We start from the raw sequence: 17,055 nt of genomic DNA, 5'->3' as shown, positions 1-17,055 counted from the left end.
GCCGGCGCCTGGGACCAGGCGCTGCACGCTGATGGCCCCATCGTCTTGGACGTGCGCTGTGACCCTGAGATGCCACCCATCCCGCCGCACGCGACCTGGGAGCAGATGAAGGAGACCGTCGAATCGATCCTGCGGGGCGATCCGAACGCCTGGCACATGATGACCCAGGGAGTGAAAACCAAAGCGCAGGAATTCGTTCCGAGCGGTAATAGCTGAGATACCCACTTGCACAGCCAGCGAGGGAGCGCGACATGAACGATCAGACCGATCAGGACGTCGTCGATGTGCTGACGACCCAGCACGAGCAGATCTCGACATTGATCGGGCAGATCCGCGCCGATCACGACGACAAACAACAGCTGTTCAACGAACTGGTGCGACTGCTCGCCGTGCACGAGAGCGCCGAGGAGGAGGTGGTCCACCCAACAGCCAAGCGTGCCGCCTTCGGTGTCGAGGACATGGTGAAAACCCGCCTGACCGAGGAGAATCGGGCCAAGCAGTACCTCGCGGACCTGTACGACATGGGTGTCGACCACCCGGAGTTCGCGGCGAGATTCGCCCGTTTCGCCGCAGCGGTCGCCGACCACGCCGCCCACGAGGAGGCCGAAGAATTCACCATGCTGCGCAAGCAGTTCTCCGAAACCCAGCTGCAGCGAATGGCCGACACGGTGCGGTTCGCCGAATCGGTGGCACCCACCCGCGTGCACCCGCATGCGGGGGAGTCCCCGCTGGCGAACGTGCTCGTGGGACCGCCTCTCGCCATCTTCGATCGGGTCCGCGATGCCATTCGTAATCGGCGCGAGGACGGCGACGGATGAATACCCCGGGTTTCAGTGAGCCGTATCGGGTAGTCGTGGAGGCGATCTCGTGGTGGGTCGTGGGCGTGGCGGCTGGCAGGCCACGGTCACCACGCCGCATTGATCGCATTATCCTGCCTCGAGATGGCTGGACATCGAAGCCGATTACGTTTCGCCGCAAGGGCTTTCGACCTAGAAAATGCACAGCTCGACCCTTTCACGCGGTCTGGCGATGTGGCGCGGAGCGGGGCAGCCCGGAGACACCGACCGATCGGGGAATGGCCCTGGGGGGAGTGTGGCGCCCAGGCGGGATTCCCCGCCCGCGGAGTCTCAACGTCGCTGTTGTCGCGTGAGCGTCGAACTGTGATAGGTCGTCGTGTCCTCCGGGTGTCGTCGGCTCACTCTCGGAGTGCCCGGTTGCGCAGTGTGGTGAGAGTTGCCGAGAGGATGCGCGAGACTTGCATCTGGGATACGCCGATCTGCTCGGCGATTTGAGTTTGGGTCCGGTTTTCGAAGAATCGCAGGTGTAACACCTCGCGTTCACGGGACGGGAGTTCACGCAGTAGCGGGGCGATTGCGAGGGCGTCCTCGGTGAGTTGGTACCCGGTGTCCTCGCCGCCGAGAGCCTTGGCCATGTGTGCGGCTGTGGGCTCGCGGCCGGTGTCATCGGGGGAACTGTCGATGGTGTCGGCGTTGTAGGCGTTGGCGGCCAGCAGTGCTTGGGTGACCTCGATGCGGTCGACGTCGAGTTCGGCGGCCAGTTCCGAGGCATTGGGCATGCGGTGAAGTCGGTGGGCCAGTCGTTCGGTGGCCGGCCCGATGGCGGCCTGCAACTCTTTGGTGGGGCGTGGAACGCGCACCATCCAGGTGCGGTCGCGGAAATGGCGGCGTACTTCGCCCATGATCGTGGGGACGGCGAAGGCCAGAAACGACACGCCCTTGTCCGGGTCGAACCGGTCTACTGCGAGCACGACCCCGAGTGCGGCCACCTGGTACAAGTCCTCGTAGTTTTCCCCGCGCCGGGAGTAGCGGCGGGTGATGTGCTCGGCGAGGGGCAGGCACAGATCGATGATCTGTTCACGTAGCCGGGCGCGTTCGGGATCGTCGCGGCGCAGTGCAGCCATCTTCTCGAGCCAGGGCTCGATGTGGTCATAGGTGTCGTTGCCCCGGTTGGACCGCGACACAGGCGTGGACTGGGCAGTGAGAGTGGAGGTCATCGGATGCTCCGTGCGGCCGAATTCACTGCGAGTCGGCGCTCTGAGCTTGAACGCCGCAACGTCAGAAGGCCGCGCAGTTTCAGTATTGTCGAGCCCCGCGGCCCGGTCAGTACAGAAAACGAACCGCCCGATCCGCCAGACGAAAAGATAATCGATCGTGGTGGCCCACCACACCACCTTCGTTCGAGAGGTCGGCCACCAACCTCGAGGTGCTCTGATCCTCTTGCTGCCCCGATCCGGGCTCACTTGCTGCGGGAAGTGCGGAGAAACAGCGGCGTCGATACATCGATCAGCATCGCCGCGGATACGCGCCCGCCACCGGTCACACACTCCTCTCGATGGCCCGCCGACGATCGTTTGTGGCCCGGCGATCTCGTGAACTGGCACTGCGACCGCACTTCTCTGCGGACGGCAGTCTCGCCGGTGTGGGGACCCGTTTCGGTGGTGCGGCGCCGGGTAAGCGCACAAGGTCACGGATTCCGATGTTTGGAGGTGAATGAATTGTCTGAGCACGAGAAGAGCGGTATTCAAGAGGGTTTCGAAGGTGCGGCCGAAGGGGTCAAGGGGAAGGCGAAAGAAGCCGCCGGGGCCGTTCTGGGCAAGGACGAGCTTCGTAAGGAGGGGCGAAGCCAGCAGGACCGTGCAGATTCTCAGCGTGAGGCCGCCAAGAAGGAGGCCGAGGCCGAGAAGGAGCGTGCCCGCGCAGAAGCTGCTGAAAAGCGACAGCGTGCCCATCAGCAGAACTGATCCTCGACGGCAGCATGAGCGGAAAAGATTGCCCGGCAAGGGAGCCGGGCAATCTATTGTGTTTGCGCCCGGGCTGATGTTGGCATGGTCCCCGGGTGCCGCATGATCTACCGGAGCCGAGCCCCTACCAGCGCTCGCGGCAGAACGGCAACACGACCCCACATCGGTGCGGCGAACTCGCCGGGAGCTCGCCCGGCAAGAGTTCGTGGTCGCCATGACAAATCCCAAGGCGCTGTTGCTGTTCGCCGCATTCTTACCCCAGTTCCTCGATCGTGCAGCGGGAGCTGTGCCCCTGCAGCTGATCACCCTGGGAATTGCGTACGTCACCGTGGAGTTCCTCGCGGCTATGGTGTACGCAGGGCTGGGTGGAGTCCTCACGTCGTTCGATGTGACGGCGCGCACGTTGCGCCTGCTCGATCGCGCCACCGGAGTCACGATGGTCGCGCTAGCGGGCTGGCTTGCATTCGCACGAGAGTGAATGATCACCACGTGATGGATCTGCGGGCCGAGGTCGCCGCCACGAACTACGAGCTCGCGCAGCGGTTTCGGCTCAACGGCTCGCGGTCCGAAGCTTCAGCGCGGCCCGGTGGGCACCGGGAACCTCGCCCTCGCGGTCCGCGTCTGGTGTCACGTCAGCGCCGACTCGCCCGGCACCGGTCGGGCTCACCCAACCGATGCGCGGATCTCGTCGCGATGGTCACGGTTTGGCAAGTATCTGGTGGGTAACACCCGGTTGAGCCGCGCAGCGGGCGGGTTCTCAGAGAAAGGTTCCGGGGTGCCGACCAACACGAACGCTCCAGCTATCGAGAAAACGGTGTTGCCACTGTCGGGCTTGCAACTGCAGTGGCGGGCCGCTGATCGGTGTTTCCGAGTCCGGCATCCAGGCCAGAGCGGGCCGAGAACCGAAGCGGCGCACGACGAACTGCTGTGGCGGCAGTGGTCCGGTCACGGCGAGATGGCCGTCGGGGTTTCGGGATCGCCCGCTGCTGGTTCCCGGTCGAGCTGGTGGGTGGTGTGGGGTGAATACATCGGTGAGCCGGTCACTGTGGCCTTGGCAGATGGCCGGTCTCCACGGGTTCTGGTGCTCGGCGGATTGTGGGTGTGCGAATGGGGCGCCCCCGAACGGGCCGCGGTGGTCAGCACCCCGTGGTCGCGCACACGCGTGCGGTTCGCACCAGCGTCGTTCGCGACTGGCTCACGCTCGGCACGAACCGGAGCGCCGCGCCGCCGGGTCAACGTCGAGACGCCGATCCCGCTGAATGGACAGGAAGGCGCCCGGCCAACGACGATGCCACCAAACCCCGGCCAGAAAGCACCGGGCAGCGCCGGGCGGTCTCCCGCCGGTCCAGCCAGCACCATCCCCCGGGCGTAAGCCGCGCCACCTCGATTCTGGTTCGTGTCGAGTGACGGATACGCAATATTCGAAGCCACGATATTGGACCGCATCCGCGATTCCCTGTCTCGCAAGAGTTCTCGACCATCGGGACTCTATGGGCGCCGAGTCCTGAGCCTGGAAGCACGTTGATCGTGCTAGCCGCTTCGGTCGAGCGCCTAATGCGGCAGATCAGTAGACCCGGACTGCTGTGGGTGACCGAGACTTCCGATCCTTGGGTGGCCATTCTGGCCCGCACCGGCGAGGGCGGACGGATCCAGAACGATGTCCGGGAATGGCTGCGCCAGAAGGGTGTCGAACTATGGCGGGGGACTGTCGCGCCAGCCTCGCCTCCGACCGAACATGACGTTGTGGCTGTGGATGGCACTGCCCGCCTCTGTTGCTCGACGAGAGGGCGGCGCACTCGCGAATCGGCATTGTCTTGCGTTCCGGGCTCGTTCGGCGTTGCGGTCTTTGGCTACGGCCTGCGAGTTGTGTTGCGGTTAACGAATTCTGGCGAATCAATCAGAATTCCGGGCTTCTCGGGGAGCGGAAGTGTAGCTGCGCGGGCGGCACTCGGTGTTCATTGTGGGTGACCAGGTGGCACGTCGGCGACGTCGCTGTATCTCGAGGCGGCGAGCGCGCGGTTCGGCGCGCTCGCCGCGCTGAGTCCGAGCAGGATTCCCATATGATCGCCGAAGTCGTGGCGTTGCAGAATCGGTCCGGTGAACCATGCCTCGGAAGCGGTCAGGATCGGCAGCGCGTGCGGGCCGGTGTGCCAGTCGCAATGTGCGAATTTGTCTATGGTGGAACCGGTCTCGGAACCGAACAGCTCGGCCAGAGCCGGATTGTCGCGGTCCGGCAGATGCACCGCCAGGTGTTGAGCCCGCTGCGCCACGGCGCAGGTGTGGTTGCTGTGGGATAACCCGACCAGGAACCTGCGAGGCTCGATGGATACTTGGCCGGCGAAACCGACCAGGCATCCCGCCCGCTCCTGCCCTGCTGCCGTCGTCACGATGATCACCGGGTAGTCGGCCGTCGCGATGATCACGTCGAAGGCCGCCTCGTTGTGCACATCGCGCTGCTCCACAGGCATCCTCTCAGCCCCGCGGGGCGCACGGGTTACCCGGCGAACCGGGACCAGAGCCGGACCTCGCGGCATCGATCGACGAAGTCCGTGGCCGAGCTGCCCGGCACGGAAAGGTCGACGAAGCCTGTATCGAGCTTCTCATGCAGGCCGGCAGCGGCGAACAGCGGCTCGGCGTCACGATGTGCGACGAATTTGCAGTGCGCGTATGCGTCGCTGATGAAATCGCGGGCGGCAGGCAGCGTCGCGAGTTGTGTGGCGGTGTGATCGGTGGCGAGTACGGCCACGGCGTCGTAGAGCACCGAGGGCGCGCCATCGATCTTCTGGTCCGCCTCGATGTGCTCACCGTTGTCCGCGATGACGCCGCCGACCTTCGGGGCGATGATCTCGATGGTCGCGTGCTCGGCGCGAATGGCCGCACGCAGCTCGGCCAGCAGCTTCGCGTCCACGCCGTCGGTGACCAGTACGCCGATCTTGCGGCCCGCGAACGATTTCGGGCCGTTGCGCAGAATGCTCAGCGCGGGCGATTCGGGCAGGTCGGTGCGTGGTGCACGTGCCGCGGGCGCGGGTTCGGGCAGTTCGGCGAGTCCGAGATCTTCGGAGACCGCCGCGGCCAGATCCTCGTCGACATTGCGCAGTGCGGACACGACGCGCGCGCGGATCTCGACGCGGTCGCATTTGCTCAGTTCGAAGACGAATCCGTCGATGATGTGCTGTTGTTCGACGGGGGTCTGGCTCGCGAAGAATTGGCGGGCCTGGCTGTAGTGGTCGGCGAAGCTTTCCGAGCGCAACCGGCGTTTGGGTCCAGAGACCGTTTCGGGATCGGTCCGGAATCCCCGGTCGGGATCTTCGCGCGGCCCCTTGGCATCCGACGGCCACGAATTGGGTTCGTAGTTGACCCGGTTCGTGGGGTTGACCGTCGCCATGTGGCCGTCCTGCTGGAATGTCGCGAACGGGCATTTGGGCGCGTTTACCGGCAGGTGGGTGAAGTTCGGGCTGCCCAGACGTTTGAGCTGGGTGTCCAGGTACGAGAAATTCCTGCCCTGCAGCAGCGGGTCGTCGGTGAAGTCGATACCCGGGATGATGTTCTGGGTGCAGAAGGCGACCTGCTCGGTCTCGGCGAAGAAGTTGTCCACCACCCGGTTCAGTACGAGCCTGCCGACCGGGCGCACCGGAACTTGTTCCTCGGGAATGATTTTCGTCGGATCGAGGATGTCGAATTCGAACCGGTCGGCGAAGTCCTCGTCGAACAGCTGCATGCCGAGTTCCCATTCGGGGAAGTCGCCCGATTCGATCGCGTCCCACAGATCGCGGCGATGGAAGTCGGGGTCGGCGCCGTTGATCTTCAATGCCTCGTTCCACACCACCGACTGCATGCCCTGTTTCGGCTTCCAGTGGAATTTGACGAAGGTCGAGCGTCCCTCGGCGTCGACCAGCCGGAAGGTGTGCACGCCGAACCCCTCCATGAAGCGGAACGAGCGCGGGATCGCGCGGTCGGACATGATCCACAGCAGCATGTGGGTCGATTCGGGGGTCAGCGAGACGAAATCCCAGAAGTTGTCGTGCGCGGTCTGGGCCTGCGGGAAGCCTCGGTCGGGTTCCTGTTTGGCGGCATGGACCATGTCCGGGAATTTGATGGCGTCCTGGATGAAGAAGACCGGGATGTTGTTGCCGACCAGATCCCAGTTACCTTCCGCGGTATACATTTTCACCGCGAACCCGCGGACGTCGCGGGCCAGGTCGGACGAGCCCTTGTTCCCGGCGACCGTCGAGAACCGAACGAAGACCTCGGTGCGGCGTCCGGCTTCGCGGAACGGATCCGCGACGGTCAGGTCCTGCAGCGGCTCGTAGTTCTCGAAGTAGCCGTGCGCCCCGTAACCGCGAGCGTGTACCACGCGTTCAGGTATGCGCTCATGGTCGAAATGAAAGATCTTCTCGCGGAAGTGGAAATCCTCCAGCAGCGCCGGGCCGCGCTCTCCGGCGCGCAGGGTGTTCTGGTCGTCGCCGACCACGACACCCTGTTGTGTGGTGAGTCGTACGTCGTCTCCGGATGCCTGCTGGTGGGTTTCTCCGCCATTGCCTGGTCGACCTGCATTTCCGTCGGTCATACCCTGGTCTCCTGTCGAGTCTGCGTCGAACCGTTCGGGTATTGCGCCGGTACCCGCGCACCGTGCCGGTAAACAGTGCACCGCAGGATCGAGACGATGTTCGTACCGCACAGGCAAACAGAAGCAGTTGCGCGCCAGGATCCTCGGCAGCCGACGGTCGCCGCAGGTCATCGGTGGTCACATACGGTCGCGGATGTGCGGTATCGACGATCGGCGCATGCCCGCCGCGACGTAGCAGAAACAGGTTTCGGATGTGTTTTTCGGGCTTCGGGCCGGGTAGTCGCTGGACGCCGCACGACAAGGCCGAAAGGAATTCTCTGAATGGATGTGTTGACTGTGCTGCTCGCGGACCACAACGTGGTGCTGCGCATTCTGAGATCGCTCGAACGCGGTCGCGGTCTGGGGGAGACCGAGCAATCCGCCCAGGCCGAGCTGGTGACCAGTCTGGTCGTCGCCGAATCCGGACACGAGGCGGTGGAGGAGCAGTACTTCTGGCCCCTGGTCCGCAAGATGGTGCCCGACGGTGACGTGCTGGCCGATCACGCGATCGATCAGGAGAAGGCGGGTAAGTACCTGCTGCAGCGACTGGAGAACGGGCCCATCGGCAGTCCGGAATTCGAGGAGGCACTGGCGACGTTCATTCCGGCGGCGCGTGAGCACATCAATTTCGAACAGACCCGTGTCTGGCCGCTACTGCGGGAGTTCTGTTCGACCCAGCAACTCGAGGCGGTCGGGGAGAAGATGGTCGCGGCCAAGAGGCTCGCCCCGACGCGCCCGCATCCGAAGGCTCCGGCTCACCCAGCAGTGCAAAAGGCCGGCGGAATGACTGTCGCCGTCCTGGACAGGGTCCGTGATCTGGTCACCGTGCGCCGCAATCGCCAGCCATCGGGGCCGTGGATCTGAGGCCGGAGCCGCGCGCCGCCGGGTCTGCGCAGCGGCTGACTTGGGCTCAGTGAAATTCCCTGTGGCGGTGACAATTTCAACTGGGGAGACATGGGCGGAGGGAGTTGAGGTCGCATTCATCGATCGCACCTGTGCTGCCGGTATCAAGCGGCGACGTCGGGTGAGACGTCCCATGAGCGATGGAAGTCCGGCGTGTACTCGGTGGGGCGGTCCTGATTAGCAGGCCCGGGCCTGGGTAAGCGCCGGATGTCAATGAACTGCTGAGCGATGGAGGACGGTATCCATGGCTACCGCGAGAGAGGTCATGACCGCTGGCGTGCGCTGTATGCGCCCCGGCGACACGGTGTTGGAGGCGGCCCGCACATTGGCCGAGATCGGTGTCGGTTCCTTGCCCATCTGCGGTGAGAACGGCAAGCTGAAAGGTATGCTGACCGACCGTGATATCGTCGTGAAAGTTGTTGCTGCACAACATGATCCGTCCGCAGTGCAGGCGGGCGAGCTGGTCGAGGGCATGCCGGTCGTGGTGGATGCGGACGACGATGTGACCACCGTGCTGCGGGCGATGACCCTGCATCGGGTTCGGCGCGTGCTGGTGCTCGACGGTAAGGCGCTGGTCGGAGTCATCACGCAAGCGGACATTGCGCGCAGAGTCGGGAACGAACAGGCCCGTCTGGTGGCATCAGCCATCTCCGAATCGGAACGTTAGGGACGTCATGCAAAAGATCACTCGCGGCACGGTCGTTGCCCGAATCGAGGGCGAGGGTAGCCGTTCGGCGATGCGCGTGCGAGCCATCCGTCGTGCGCCTGTCGCGTATGCGGAGGTCGAGCCTGTCGACGGCGGGAATCGTGTCGCTGTACTGCTGACCGAGTTGGAACGGGACTTTCGAGTCGGATGAGGTTTCGATGCTATTGGTGACAGTCGGTGCCGTTCTGGTCGCCAGCGTGGTCATCGCGGCCGGTGCGGGATGGTCGACGGTGGCCGCGGTCTGGTGGTTCGAACGACGAACATTGCCGCCGGAGGTACTCGATGACTGACCTTTCATGCAGTAGTCCCACCCGCCTGTCCCCGGAGTGAGCCCGGTGGGGCGGCCGGTGTTTGCGCACGGACCGTCACCCGGACTGGGCCAGCCGCGGGATCAGCCCACCGGCCAGCACATCGCCCACCTGACGCGCCGACAGACGATGACGGACGCGGAACGAACGCCCCTTCGTCACGTTGCGCACCTCCAGTGTGTCCCGGACGGGCAGGGTGTTACGCAGGTCCTCGAGGAGGAGTTCGTCGTCCCGGTCGATGGTGTCGTAGTCGGCCGGATCGTCGAATTCGAGTGCCAGGACACCGAAGTTGGCCAGGTTCTGCCAGTGGATGCGGGCGAAGGACACCGCGATCACAGCCCGCAGGCCCAGATAGCGCGGCGCGATCGCGGCATGCTCCCGGGAGGAGCTCTGCCCGTAGTTCCGGCCGCCGACGACGATATGGCCCGAATCGGTGATCTGTTGTGCCCGTTGCGGATACGACGCATCGATCCGAGTGAAGGTGAACTTCGCCAGCTCGGGGATATTGGAACGGAACGGCAGGGCGCGCGCCCCGGCCGGGGAGATCTCGTCGGTGGACACGTCGTCGCCGACCTTCAGCAGCACCGGTGCACGCACTCGGTCGGGCAACTCCGCGGACTCGGGCAGGCTGGAGATATTAGGTCCCTTGACCGGCTGCACCCTGCGCGCGGTCTCGGGATCCGGCGGGGCGACCAGCATCGCTGTGTTGACCGAATGATGTTGCGGCAGAGCAAGTTCCGGATAGTCGATGTGTTCGGCCCGAGCCCACTCCCGCGGGTCGGTGATGACGCCGGTCAGGGCCGAGGCGGCCGCGGTCTCGGGTGAGCACAGCCAGACCGCATCCTCGTCGGTGCCCGAGCGTCCGGGAAAGTTGCGCGGCATGGTGCGCAGCGAGTTGGCACCCGTAGCCGGGGCCTGCCCCATCCCGATGCATCCCATGCATCCGGCCTGGTGGATCCGCGCTCCACCCGCGACCAGGTCGGTGGTGGCTCCCATCGCCATGAGATCGGACAGGATCTCCCGCGAGGTCGGATTCACATCGAAACTGACCTGCGGCACGCTCTGGCGGCCGGCCACCATCGCCGCGGCGATGGCGAAATCCCGCAGTCCCGGATTGGCGCTGGACCCGATCACCACCTGCGCGATCGGTTCGCCCGCGACTTCACGTACCGGCACCACGTCGCCGGGCGAGCTGGGGCGGGCGATGAGAGGTTCCAGACCGGCCAGATCGATGGTCTCCCGCAGGTCGTACTCGGCGTCGTCGTCGGCGGCCAGTTCGGTCCAGTCCTGGGCGCGGTTCTCCGCGCGCAGGAATTCCCGTACGGCCTGATCGCTGGGAAATACCGTTGTGGTCGCGCCCAGTTCGGCGCCCATGTTCGCGATGACGTGCCGATCCATCGCCGACAGTCCGGCCAGCCCCGGCCCGTGGTACTCGATGATCGTGCCGACTCCGCCGCGCACCCCGTGCCGTCGCAGCATTTCGAGGATCACATCCTTGGCCGAACACCATTGTGGAAGTTCACCTTCCAACCGCACGCCCCACACGCGAGGCATCCGCAGCCGCAGTGGGTGACCCGAAATCGCCAGCGCCACTTCCAGCCCGCCCACGCCGATCGCGAGCATTCCCAGTGCACCGGCGGCGGGCGTGTGGGAGTCCGAGCCCGCCATGGTCTTTCCCGGCACGCCGAACCGCTGCATGTGGGTCGGATGCGACACTCCGTTGCCCGGTTTGGAGAACCACAGACCGAACCGCTGTGCGGCAGTGCGCAGATATTCGTGGTCCTCGGCGTTCTTCGCATCGGTCTGCAGCAGATTGTGATCGACGTACTGCACGCTGAGCTCGGTGCGTGCCCGATCGAGGTCCAGGGCCTCCAACTCCTGCATCACCAGTGTGCCCGTGGCGTCCTGGGTCAACGTTTGATCGATGCGGATCGCGATCTCCGCACCCGGTGTCATCTCACCGGACACCAGGTGCGATCCGATCAGCTTGTGCGCGAGTGTGACGCCCATGATGACCACAGCTCCCTTCCCGGGTGTGTTGTCAGCGGGCACCGTGGCTGTGCCGGCCACCCCTGGATTTGGCTTCGGCGGGTTGCGCCCGGGCGCCCTTGCGACCGGCCTCGTGTGGGTCGGCGGCATTGCGGCGGCCGAAACTCCCGGTGCTCGCGCGGCCGCCGCGGCGGGCCTGTTCCTTTGTGTCCGAACGGTTCCCGAACTGACCGGGATTGTTCTGGTTCGCCATCGCGGAACCTCCTTCACGGTCGGAATGCGACTCGGCAACCGATGCCGCGCCCGTGGCTGCGATTGCCACAATCACGCACTACCCGGCGTCGCGGGCTCTATGTGTATGGATGCTGATGAGAAATGTCGGTGATGCGCGGAAATGTTTTCGACCAGCCGTGATACGAGAGTTGCGGCGATCAACGCATCAGGGCGCCCGCTCCGGTGGCCAGGGCCGAGGAGGTTCCGGCGATCGTCCAGCCCACCGGGCCCAGCGGGCGGCAGCCGAAATATGTGCACACGCCGGGGGTCATGACGACCGCGAACAGGACCGCGCCGCTGGCGGCCGTCGTCGCCCAGACCAGGGGGCTGCGGTGTCCGGCCAGCAGCGTCTGGCCGAGCTGGGTGCCGATCAACGCGACCAGCCCGATGGTGGATGCGCGTCTGGCGGTGCCGGTGTAGCGGCCGATGGTCCACGCGGCGGTCGCGCCGAGCGTGGTGGCCCCGGCGCGGACGGCGATGGCCCGCAGCAGGCCCCCGCCGAGGTCCGTCGGTGGGCGGTCGGCGAGTTCGGAAGCCAGATCTTCCGCGCGCATCGAGTCGTCGTCGGCGGCGGTCGCTTCGGACGCGCCATGGGGCGACAGCGCGACCGCCATCGCCGGGAACATATCGGTGAGCATGTTGACCAGCAGGAATTGCCGGGTACCCAAGGGGGCTCGTCCGGACAGCGCGGTGCCGAGCACCGTGAAGGCGACCTCACCGGCATTGCCGCCGACCAGTACGCCGACCGCGTCGCTGATCCGCTGCCACATTCCGCGTCCCTCGCTCAGCGCTGCCAGCAGTGCCAGCGGATCGGGGTCGGTGAGCACCAGATCCGCGGCGTTGCGCGCGGCGGTGGATCCGCGGGCGGCGATGCCGATTCCGATGTCGGCGGTCCGGATGGCCGCGGCATCGTTGCCGCCGTCCCCGGCCATCGCGACGACGCGGCCCGCCTGCTGCAGCGCGGCGACGATCTGAACCTTCTGCCGGGGCCCTACGCGGGCGAACACGGTGCTGCGCTCGATCAGCGCGGCCCGTGCGTTCTCGTCGAGCTTGTCGAGATCGGTTCCGGTGGTGACGGTTTCGGTATCGATGCCGAGCTGACGGGCGATCGCCGCGGCGGTCACGGGATGGTCTCCGGTGATGATGCGGACGCTGATGTCGTTCTCGTGCAGGGCATCCACCACCGGACGGGACTGCGGGCGCGGGGTGTCGGCCAGGCCGACGAATCCCACCAGGGTCAGTTGCTCGACCGCGCCCTCGACATCGTCGGGCTTGCTGCGCAATTCGCGCCGTGCCACCACCAACACCCGCAGCCCTTGGTCGGCGAGCCGTTCCACCACCTGGTCGGCGCGTCGGCGATCCGCGTCGGTGAGCGGGACGTCGGTAGGCTCCGCATGCCCGCTCGTGCGACGCAGGCGGGTGCAACGGGACAACACCACCTCCGGCGCACCCTTCACCACCAGTCGCATGCGATGCGCGGACCGGCCGAGGGTGGCGGCGTAGCCGCGATCGGACTCGAACGGGATCTCCTCGACCGCCGACCAAGCGTCATGTCCCGATGCATATTCCCGCGCTGCGTCCAGCACCGCTCGATCGGTGGCGTGCACGACGGGGCCGTCCGGGTCCGGGCAAGCCCTGGCCGCTTCGCGTAGCAGATACCGGGAGCGGGGGTCGTCCGCATCCGGCGACCACTGCTCGACCAGGTCGGCCACCGCGGACAGCTCCAAGCGGCCGTGCGTCAGGGTGCCGGTCTTGTCGAAGCAGATCGTGTCGACCCGGCCCAGTGCTTCCACGGTGCGGCTCGCGCGTACCAGCACGCCGCGACGGGTCAGGCGACGCGCCGCGGCCAGCTGAGCCACGGTCGCCACAAGCGGAAGTCCTTCCGGCACAGCAGCCGTCGCGACCGCGACGCCTCCGGCGATGGCTTCGCGGAGGCGGCGGCTGCGCAACCAGGACAGTGCGGTGACCGCGGACCCACCCGCGATGGTGAGGGGAAGCGCGTGCTCGGTCAGCTGTCGAAGCTGTGCCTGCACGCCGCTGAGCGCGGGCGGGACCGCGGCGGTCGCCGCACGCTGGGCCTCGGTGTCGGCGCCGGTGGCGACCACGACCGCCAGAGCGTAGCCGTTGACGACGGTGCTCCCCTCGAAAACCATTCCGGACCGTTCCGCCAGATCGGCCCTGGGGTCGCGGCCGGATATTTGTCCACGGTGACCGACTCGCCGGTCAGGGCGGACTCGTCGATTTCGAGGTCCTCGACGTGCACCAGTCGCCCGTCCGCAGGGACGACGTCACCGGCGCTCAGCATGATCACCTCACCCACCTGCAGGTGGTCCGCCTGGACCGTGTCCGCAGCGGTCTCGGCTGCCGGAGCGTCCACTGCGGATCGCGGAACACGATGTCCGACAACTATTTCCGACTGTAGCAGGCGACGAAGGGAGGACTCCGCGCGCTGTCGCTGCAATGCCGAAGCCGTGGCGTTGGCGGCCACTACCGATCCGACGAGTAGGGCGTCGGCGGGAGAGCCGAGAATGGCCGACGCTGCCGCTCCGACGCCCAGGACCGGCGTGAGCGGGTCGGCGAGCTCTTGTCGCACAGTGCCGCCAAAGTGCATGACCGGACTCAGCGCCCGGCGTGCCCGACCGAATCCGGTGTGGGCGGGCGGGTTCGGCGGTGGTCCGGGATCGGGAAGCAGTTCCAGTACGTCACGGAAATCCGTTGCGTGCCAAGGCAACAGCGGTGCAGCCGTGACGTCCGGATGATCGCGTCCGATCCGCCAGGCCGATGCGGAGCCGGAGAACAGGCCGCCGAACTGCGCGGCGGTCACCGGCCAGCGGGTGCTCCGGCCGGGAGCGATGGCCAGCAGGAGTCCGGCCAACGCACCGGCGGACAACGCCAGCACCCGCCCGCGTTCGCTGGCGCGCCTCGCCGGCGCCACCATGGTCAGCAGCCGTTGGACCTGGACAGGGTCACGACAGAGCAGGTCCGCACTCCACGGTACGTGTCGTGCGCCCGCGGCGTCGGCGCCGATCAGCCCGATCCCGATATCCGCGTCGGCCAGCGCCCGGTGCGCGCGGGTCGAGGCCATCGCGACCACATGTCCCGCCTGCTGGAGTCGCTGCACCGCACAGTGCGCCGATTGCTGGTCCGGGACGAATTCGTCTGCGAGAGAACGAGCGTGGTCGTCGTGGTCGGCGCCGATCAGCACGATGTGCAGACCGGCGCGTCGCGCGGCATCGACCAGCCCCGGGGTTCTCGGGTCGAGCTCGCGACCGACCAGCACCTGTCCGACGTCACGTCCGTCCGTTCGGAGCTGCCGCCATGCCGGGCCGTGCGGCGTATTCCGGTCGACCGGCCGCAGTTCCCGCCGGGACGGGTCCGTCGTGGCCTCGGTTGCCCCGGTGGACAGCAGGTGTTGTCCGGTACGCCATACCCGATCGTGCGACCAGTCATCGTCCTCGGTCAGGGCATCCAGCACGATCTCTCGATCTCCGGCCAGTATTTCCGCATCGATGACGAGCGTGTCGAGCCGATCGAATCGTCGCCACGCCGTCGGGTCCATGGTGAGGACGCCGGAGATCGACATGATCAAGGAGGCGACCGCGGCGAAGCTTTCCCGGCTCGTTCGCGCGGCCCTGGGTGCACCAAGTGCCACAGCGCCCGCCAGATCGCCGATGCCGCGCCCGGCCACCGTGGTGATGACGCCCGCGAGGGCTCCAGTCGTCGACTCGTCGGCGCTGCGTTCGACCGGGCCTCCCGGAATTTCGGCGGGACGAGAATCGTCGGGCAGGGGTTCGGTGATCTGCTCTTCGGCGAACTCCGCGGCCCAGCGCCGCCAGCCCAGATGCCGGGCGCCTGCCTCGGCCAGCAACAGGGTTCGCAACGCCGCGTCGGCAAGGAGGCTGCCGGGATCCTCGCCCGAGATCTGCCCGACGGCGCCGACCGCGCTGAGTATCAGATCCGTGCGAGCTCGACCGATGCCCGACTCCAGCAGCGTGCGGATGCGTGGCTGAGTGTCCATCACACCGGCTGCGGCGGAAAGGAATTCGAGAGGACCGTGATGCCGTGGCAGTACCGCGCCGATGGTCGTGAGAGCAACTCCGGTCAGGTCGGCGGCCAGGGAGATCGCCGCCGAGATGGCAGGCTCGAGATCGGCCGGGTGCGTTGCGGCGGGATCCCAGTCGAGTTCGTCGACACCGGCGTTGCGCTCGGCCTCCGCGACCGCCGCTATCGCGTCTTCGGGTGCGGCATCCTGCTCGAGGGCGATCACCACGTGGCCGGTTGCTGCGTTGACGCGCCAGTCTCGGATGTCATCGGACTGCCGCAGCCGCCCGCGCAGCGCCTCGGCTACCTGTGCGCCGTGTGTGTCGGCGAGTCCGCGAACCTCGATCAGCACCCGCCTCCCCACTTCCGCGACGCGGCGATCGCGGTGCAACTGCGGATCGGCCAGGGTGCCCAGTTCGCGGCGCAGCTGCGCCAGCGGAATCGCCGGCACCCGCCTGCGCACCTCATGGACCCCTACCTCGGCGATCCGCACCGGTAACTTCGCGGTTCCGTTCGCCAGGAACAATCCGGAGGAGACCGCGCGGGAGGCCGTTCCGAGAAGTCCGCCGATCACATCATTCACCTCCGTAAGCGCTGGCTCGCGCCGAACGACTACCCGGTGCGCCGGTGTTCAATCGCCAGGCGGCAGCCTAGGACGGCGGTGATCGGGGGCATGCCCGAGTCGGATCTTCAGCCGAAGCCGCGTCCGAACCGACGGTGATCGGGCCTGCTCGACGCTCGGCGCACGGCCACCCACCGGGGCGCGAATACCCTACTGAGTGCGGAGATTTCGTTCTGCAGGGCGTCGATCCGCCGGAGGATTGGCTGACCACTGCGCACGACGGCGAGAGCTTGATGCACCTGACCTCGAGCCCAATCAATGGACCGTCACCGATTCGCTGTCGGCATGTGCAAGCACCCGGGTTGATGTCATCGTGCAGCCCCCTCCTCGGGCGATGATCTCGCGTGATGACGCCGTATTCAGGGGCGTGGCCGGTCGATATCACCGCGCCAGGCACCGGTTTCGCCTTCTCGTGATTCGATGAAGTCGCGGAACCGATGCAGATCGCCTTTGACCCGGCGATCCAGCACGCCGAGCTTGTCCGCGAGGTTCTCCAGGAAACCGTCGGGATCGATGTCCATCTGGGCCGTGACTCGGGTGTTGGTGTCGTCGAGTCGATGGAAGGTGATGACTCCCGCGTGCCGTGGGCCTGCCTCGGTGGTCCACGAAACGCGTTCGTCCGGGTGCTGTTCGGTGATTCTGGCGTCGAATTCCCGTGTCGCTCCCGCTACCTCGATCGTCCAGTGGGTGTGGGTATCGTCGCGCTGTTCGACCCGGTTCACACCCTGCATGAACTCGGGGAACGATTCGAACTGGGTCCACTGGTTGTAGGCGGTTGTCACGGGGACGTGCACGTCGACTGATTCGGTGACCGTGGTCATGAGTTCCTTACCTTTCCTCTTCGAT

At 66.4% G+C, this 17,055-nt stretch carries 14 protein-coding genes and 1 pseudogene; 7 read left to right on the top strand and 8 right to left on the bottom strand.

The window, feature by feature from the left end; translation table 11 throughout:
* Nucleotides 1–216, top strand: a pseudogene (locus K7711_RS28410) (thiamine pyrophosphate-requiring protein); the annotation flags it as partial.
* Between the two features lie 35 nt (nt 217–251).
* Nucleotides 252–818, top strand: coding sequence for a hemerythrin domain-containing protein (locus K7711_RS28405; protein WP_222972502.1), 567 nt, complete (start codon nt 252–254; stop codon nt 816–818).
* A 377-nt stretch (nt 819–1,195) separates the two neighbouring features.
* On the opposite strand, the gene K7711_RS28400 is transcribed toward K7711_RS28405, so the two are convergent.
* On the bottom strand, nt 1,196–2,014 hold the full coding sequence (locus K7711_RS28400) for a SigB/SigF/SigG family RNA polymerase sigma factor (RefSeq protein WP_222972501.1): 819 nt from the start codon (nt 2,012–2,014) through the stop codon (nt 1,196–1,198).
* A gap of 501 nt (nt 2,015–2,515) precedes the next feature.
* Between K7711_RS28400 and mbp1 the strand changes: the two genes are divergently transcribed.
* On the top strand, nt 2,516–2,761 hold the full coding sequence (mbp1, locus tag K7711_RS28395) for a microaggregate-binding protein 1 (protein ID WP_222972500.1): 246 nt from the start codon (nt 2,516–2,518) through the stop codon (nt 2,759–2,761).
* A gap of 166 nt (nt 2,762–2,927) precedes the next feature.
* Nucleotides 2,928–3,239, top strand: a complete 312-nt coding sequence (locus K7711_RS28390; RefSeq protein ID WP_222972499.1) for a LysE family translocator — start codon at nt 2,928–2,930, stop codon at nt 3,237–3,239.
* A gap of 1,477 nt (nt 3,240–4,716) precedes the next feature.
* Here the strand turns inward: K7711_RS28390 and K7711_RS28385 are convergent.
* Entirely contained in the window at nt 4,717–5,229 is a 513-nt protein-coding gene (locus K7711_RS28385; RefSeq protein WP_222972498.1) for a flavin reductase family protein, read from the bottom strand.
* A 26-nt stretch (nt 5,230–5,255) separates the two neighbouring features.
* Nucleotides 5,256–7,328, bottom strand: a complete 2,073-nt coding sequence (locus K7711_RS28380; protein WP_222972547.1) for a catalase — start codon at nt 7,326–7,328, stop codon at nt 5,256–5,258.
* Between the two features lie 321 nt (nt 7,329–7,649).
* On the opposite strand from K7711_RS28380, the gene K7711_RS28375 reads away from it, so the two are divergent.
* The 3 genes from K7711_RS28375 to K7711_RS48560 all read left to right on the top strand — a co-directional run bounded on the left by K7711_RS28375 (nt 7,650) and on the right by K7711_RS48560 (nt 9,266).
* A complete protein-coding gene (locus K7711_RS28375; RefSeq protein WP_222972497.1) occupies nt 7,650–8,231 on the top strand; it encodes a hemerythrin domain-containing protein in 582 nt (193 codons plus the stop codon).
* A 283-nt stretch (nt 8,232–8,514) separates the two neighbouring features.
* Nucleotides 8,515–8,937: a CBS domain-containing protein gene (locus K7711_RS28370; RefSeq protein WP_222972496.1), complete on the top strand. Its 423-nt coding sequence runs from the start codon at nt 8,515–8,517 to the stop codon at nt 8,935–8,937.
* Nucleotides 8,938–9,134: 197 nt separating this feature from the next.
* Complete coding sequence (locus K7711_RS48560) at nt 9,135–9,266, top strand: hypothetical protein (RefSeq protein ID WP_268929477.1); 132 nt, start codon at nt 9,135–9,137, stop codon at nt 9,264–9,266.
* 75 nt (nt 9,267–9,341) lie between these two features.
* On the opposite strand, the gene K7711_RS28365 is transcribed toward K7711_RS48560, so the two are convergent.
* The 5 genes from K7711_RS28365 to K7711_RS28350 form a co-directional block, all read right to left on the bottom strand.
* Nucleotides 9,342–11,294 (bottom strand): aconitate hydratase, encoded by a 1,953-nt coding sequence (locus tag K7711_RS28365; protein WP_222972495.1) that lies wholly within the window; start codon nt 11,292–11,294, stop codon nt 9,342–9,344.
* Between the two features lie 31 nt (nt 11,295–11,325).
* Nucleotides 11,326–11,526, bottom strand: coding sequence for a hypothetical protein (locus K7711_RS28360; RefSeq protein ID WP_222972494.1), 201 nt, complete (start codon nt 11,524–11,526; stop codon nt 11,326–11,328).
* A gap of 178 nt (nt 11,527–11,704) precedes the next feature.
* Nucleotides 11,705–13,579, bottom strand: coding sequence for a cation-translocating P-type ATPase (locus tag K7711_RS28355; protein WP_504740760.1), 1,875 nt, complete (start codon nt 13,577–13,579; stop codon nt 11,705–11,707).
* Nucleotides 13,555–16,170 (bottom strand): P-type ATPase actuator domain-containing protein, encoded by a 2,616-nt coding sequence (locus K7711_RS49035; RefSeq protein WP_308014983.1) that lies wholly within the window; start codon nt 16,168–16,170, stop codon nt 13,555–13,557. Before K7711_RS49035 ends, K7711_RS28355 begins: the two co-directional genes overlap by 25 nt.
* Before the next feature lie 398 nt (nt 16,171–16,568).
* The gene (locus K7711_RS28350; protein WP_222972492.1) at nt 16,569–17,030 is read right to left on the bottom strand and encodes an SRPBCC family protein; all 462 of its coding nucleotides are present in this window, start codon (nt 17,028–17,030) and stop codon (nt 16,569–16,571) included.
* Between the last annotated feature and the right edge of the window lie 25 nt (nt 17,031–17,055).

This window comes from Nocardia coffeae, from assembly GCF_019890715.1.
Classification (GTDB): domain Bacteria; phylum Actinomycetota; class Actinomycetes; order Mycobacteriales; family Mycobacteriaceae; genus Nocardia; species Nocardia jiangxiensis.
This window is presented reverse-complemented; position numbering and strand designations above follow the sequence as displayed.